Below are 5,154 nucleotides of genomic sequence, written 5' to 3' on the forward strand. Positions count from 1 at the left end.
AATCGCGATCTGAGAAAGTATTAATATCGCCGCCGCCCCAAAACGAGTTATAGCTCACATCAAGTGACCACGCATTTTGGTAGTTAAAGTTCATGGTTGCACCCAAAGATTTACGGTCTTCAATAAATAAGAACATAGGGTCTGGTGTATTACCATTTACGTCATGAGAAAATACAAAACGTGGAGAGAAGTTAATACCTTTGTAAAGGTTAAAATAATCACCTTTAGCAATTAAGCGGTAACCCCAAGAAGATGCTGTGGCGAATGATTTTTCTTCAGCGCCATTTGATAAACCAAGTTGCAATGTTGAATAATCAGTAGTACCTGGGCCTGTAATTGTGCCACTACGGCCAGTACCGGATACATTTAAACGCATTTCGTCATATTCTGGCATGTTATGAATTTTTACTGCACCCACTTCACCAACTACAGCCCAACTATCAGCACCTAATGAAGGTCCAAATAAGTGAGTAGCCGTGAATTGAATTTGTGATGTATCACGTTCAATATAGCCTTGAGCAACTTCACCCGCACCAACAGAACTAATATCATCGCCAAAACTCATTTGCGAAATACCTGCAAAATCAGGACGAAGACCTGCAAGAGCTAACTGCTCAGGCATAGCTGTATAAAGTAACTCTACGTCATCAATTTGCAGTGGTTCATCTTGACGAAACGCAAACTCACCCGCAAAGGCTGTTTCACCAATAGTTGTGTTAAAACTTAAACCATATAGTTTAATATCTTCTGGGTAGTCGTTTTCAGCTTTAGAAAAAGCGGTTAAATCAGCAACATTATCTGACGTAATTTCTGTTGTCATGATCATCGCTAAATCTTGAGCAATTGCTGCCTGCGAAAAGTTTGATACACGACCAGATATAAGCGGACGACGACTGTGGTAGTTCACGTGGTATAACGCAATTTCAGTATCATTAAATTCAGGTAAAAATATACCTAAACGTAAACCGTACTGGCCGCCATCTTCAGGTTCTGTTTTACCATTATCCCCTTTGCCTTTTAATGCAACCTTAGTTGGGTAGGCAAGATACATTTGGGCTAATAAAGCGCTTCCTTCAGCACTTGAAGGATCAATACCTTGAGCAGCTGCTGCTAATGCAAAATCAGATGTTAGGTTATTTAAACTATCCGTTAAAAAAGCAACATCAATATCAGGATTAGACGTAAAGCCTAATTGAACATTCTGCTGATAACCATTTTCTGCTGCAAAGTCATTGGTAGAGAAGTATGTACCGGCTGCTGGTAAACGTGTTTCTTGCCATTGATATTGGTAGAAACCTTCAAGCGTAATGTTCTCAGTAATACCGAGCGATGCCCAAAGCATACCGATTGGTATAAATGCTTCTTTTAGCTCAGCGCCAGGTGCTTTTAATCGATCTATATCAACTGGGTTTACGTTAATACCATGAGATATAAGCGTACTTTCACCCCAGTTAACTACTTGCTGGCCTAAACGGACAGATAAAGGGTTATTACCATCATTTAAATCAAAATCGGCCCATACAAACGCATCTAATAAACGAATGTCGGCACAGCTTTGTGCTTTGGTGTCTTTATCGTCACACGGGTCAACCCCCTGCCCTGATGTAGGATTTGAATAAGCGTGGTACCCATCCATTAAAGCAAAGTCATAAAAATACATGAAGCGAGTGAACAAACCGTAGTTATCTTTATTTATTGAAAGGTCGTGTGTGCCCTTCAATAGTTTTGAGAATGAGTCACCACTATCAAAATTTAAATTACCCGCGTCACCGTTATTTGAATAAGACCCAGGTTGAGCCCATACATCTTGAGATGAGTAAATAGTGTTGTTTAGCGCTGGGTTGTATCCTGTCCAATCAAAGGCTGGATTATTACTTTTGCCAATTAGGTTAAAGTCTCTATCTTCTACGCGAACACTTTGCCCATATGAAAAGGTTGAATCGAAGGTAATATCAAAACCTCCAGCTTCAAATGTTACAGCTTGAGTACTTGCTGCAGATAAACCTAAGCTAGCGGCTGCTAAACCTATAGCGATTCTATTTTTAACAAAAAGCGATCTTCTTATCATTTTGGTTCCCCCCTGTCGCGGGTCATTTTGTGTGATCAAGTTATTGTTTTTAGTGTAATCATAACGATAGAAGCGAATCAGTAAAATTACAAATACTCGCTCTAATCTGTCATATACTTCTTATTCTGGTTAACGCTTACGTATTGGTAAGACGTCGTACCAGATAATTTATACACGTAATTTAACAATAGGACAAATTGAAATTAACAAAAATACAATATTTTTATGTATATATAACATAAAAACCGAGTGTCAGGCCACTCGCTCTAGGCGGATGAACTTGTTTTCGGGGGTTAATAAGAGTCTAAAACGGCCACGTACACCCAAGCTCGAAATGAAGGGCCTCAAATGCGTAGCAGCAAAACGAATTGTTTTACCGCCATCCTCTACAACTTGTAAAGAGCTAAAACGGCCATGGTAGTAATCCATGCACTCGTTATAGCTCAATCTTAAGGTAAAATAATACTCAATCATTTATGCGAGCGCTTTTTCAACCTTTTCATACAAGTCAGCACTTAGGCCATCTAAGTTGGCTAAGCGTTGTAATTGCAGCTTCATTGCTTGTGAGCGTACATCATCGTAACGCTTCCACGACATAAACGGTGTTAACATACGAGATGCATTTTGTGGATTAATTGCATTAAGTTTTATTAATAAATCACCTAATAACGCATAGCCTTGAGCATCTGCTCGATGAAATTGTGCTGTATTAAAGTGGCTAAAACTTCCTACAAGTGCACGTACACGGTTAGGATTTGAAAAATCAAAACACGGGTGTTCGTAAAGTGCCTTAATATCATCTATAGCAGTACTGCCTAATTGCATAGCTTGCAGTGCAAACCACTTATCCATGACTAAAACATCATGACGCCACTGACTATCAAAATGACTCAAAAGCTCATCTCTAACAGGGTGTGAAGCTTTTACCACAGCGCTTAGGGCACCAAGTACATTAGTCATATTAGTCGAGCTTGCAGCTTCTTTAATAAAGGTTACAGCTTCTGGACTTTGTGTTTTAGCAAGGTAGTGCAGACATATTTGCTTTAAAGCACGATTCGCAACAGCGCTTGCACTTATACTGCCATCATCTTCAAGAGATTCGTAACAACTAAGCAGCTCATCAGCAAGTTCATCAGCAATTTGTTGCTCAAACTTTTCTGTTATTTCAATAATGTCATCTACAGGTATTACATCAAATTCAGCAGCTAACGTGTCAAAACTCGGCAATTTAAACAGCTCTGCAATTAAAGCTAAATCGCCCTCTTTGGTGTTTATAAGTACACGTAGCGCATTTATAATTTCGCTGCTTAATACGCTATTCGTTGCATCGGTGATTTGAGATTTAATCGCCTTAATGAATAGCTGCTGTTGTGCATCCCAACGTGAAAAATCACTGCGCGCAAAACGCATAATATGCAATAGTTCGGGCTCTGTTGTTTGCTGGTTTAAAATACAAGGAGCAGAAAAGTCTTCGAGTAAAACCGCAACAGGCTTTTCTAAAATATTATCAAAGCTAAATGTTTGAGTCGCATTAGTTACATCGAGTACATGATCTAGCTTTTTACCTTTATATTGCAGAGCAATACTTTGTCCATTGGCATCAAGTAGTTCAATAGCAAAAGGTATATGAAGCTTTTTATTCTCTGGCTGATTAGCTGGCGCTGTTTGCTCGATTGTCAAAGTGTATGTATTTGAGCTGCTATCAAATTCTTGAATTGCATTTAAACGCGGTGTACCTGATTGGCTGTACCATTGTTTAAATTGCTCTAAATCAACACCTGATGCATCGCTCATCGCACTTACAAAGTCATCACATGTAACTGCTTGCCCATCGTGGCGCTCAAAGTAAAGCGTCATCCCTTTTTGAAAGTTAGTTTCACCCAGTAATGTGTGCATCATACGGATAACTTCAGCACCTTTATCGTATACAGTTACTGTATAAAAGTTATTCATTTCAATAACTTTCTCAGGGCGAATTGGGTGAGCCATAGGGCCTGCATCTTCGCTAAACTGATGCGTACGCATAACTTTGACCGCATCAATTCGGTTAAGTGCACGAGAGCCTAAATCACTACTGAACTCTTGGTCTCTAAATACAGTTAACCCTTCTTTTAGCGATAACTGAAACCAATCTCTACAAGTAACTCGGTTACCTGTCCAGTTATGAAAGTACTCATGCCCTACAATGGATTCAATCGTATGGTAGTCTTTATCTGTGGCTGTTTCTTGATTAGCTAATACGCATTTACTGTTAAAAACGTTTAGCCCTTTATTTTCCATCGCGCCCATGTTGAAAAAATCGACGGCTACAATCATATAAATATCAAGGTCATACTCTAAATTAAAGCGTTCTTCATCCCACTGCATTGCCTTTTTGAGTGAGGCAATAGCATGGGGTGTTTTAGATAAATTACCTTTATCAACAAACAATGCTAATTCTACATCTCTGCCGCTTTTAGTCGTGTACGTATCTTTTAAAACATCAAAATCGCCCGCTACAAGTGCAAATAAATAGCTCGGCTTTTTAAATGGGTCTTGCCATTTCACAAAATGACGACCATCTTGTGTTTCACCACTGTCTACTTGATTACCATTAGAAAGAAGTTGTAGATACTTTTTATCGGCAATAATAGTTACATCAAACGTGGCAAGTACATCAGGGCGGTCCATGTAATAGGTGATCTTTCTAAAACCCTGCGCTTCACACTGTGTACAATACGCACCGCCAGATAAATACAAACCCTCTAAAGAAGTATTCGTCTCAGGCGATATCTCGGTCACAATACTTAATTGGCAACTATCCGGTAGGTTATTAATTATTAGCTGCTCGCCAATAATTTCATAATCAGTTATATCAACCGTATCAATAGATAAAGACAGTAAGCGTAAATCAATACCATCAAGCACTAAAGGTGCTTTTTTATCACCAACACGCGTAAGCGTTAGCAAAGAGCTTACTTTGGTTGATAATGGCTGTAAGTCAAAGGTTAGCTCTGTGTGGTCAATTAAAAAATCAGGAGCTTTATAGTCTTTAAGATATTGTGCTTGAGGTTTACTTGATTCAGTCATAGATACTCCAAAACAGC

The 5,154-nt window shown here is 39.0% G+C and carries 3 protein-coding genes; all 3 read right to left on the reverse strand.

All coding sequences use genetic code 11. The features are described from left to right. Positions 1-2,068, reverse strand: a 2,068-nt coding sequence (locus ENH88_RS12545) for a DUF1302 domain-containing protein (protein WP_304182598.1), incomplete at its 3' end; no start/stop codon positions are given. 252 nt (positions 2,069-2,320) lie between these two features. Further along, the gene (locus ENH88_RS12550) at positions 2,321-2,542 is read right to left on the reverse strand and encodes a DUF2835 family protein (RefSeq protein WP_010552655.1); all 222 of its coding nucleotides are present in this window, start codon (positions 2,540-2,542) and stop codon (positions 2,321-2,323) included. After that, entirely contained in the window at positions 2,543-5,137 is a 2,595-nt protein-coding gene (pepN, locus tag ENH88_RS12555; RefSeq protein ID WP_304182600.1) for an aminopeptidase N, read from the reverse strand. Positions 5,138-5,154: the final 17 nt, after the last annotated feature.

It is taken from the genome of Pseudoalteromonas prydzensis (assembly GCF_011050055.1).
In the GTDB taxonomy this organism is placed as follows: Bacteria; Pseudomonadota; Gammaproteobacteria; order Enterobacterales; family Alteromonadaceae; genus Pseudoalteromonas; species Pseudoalteromonas prydzensis_A.

What these genes read in the sequence shown, in the direction of transcription:
- pepN (WP_304182600.1), bottom strand. Translation starts at nt 5,137, where the DNA reads ATGACTGAATCAAGTAAACCTCAAGCACAATATCTTAAAGACTATAAA.
- ENH88_RS12550 (WP_010552655.1), bottom strand. Translation starts at nt 2,542, where the DNA reads ATGATTGAGTATTATTTTACCTTAAGATTGAGCTATAACGAGTGCATG.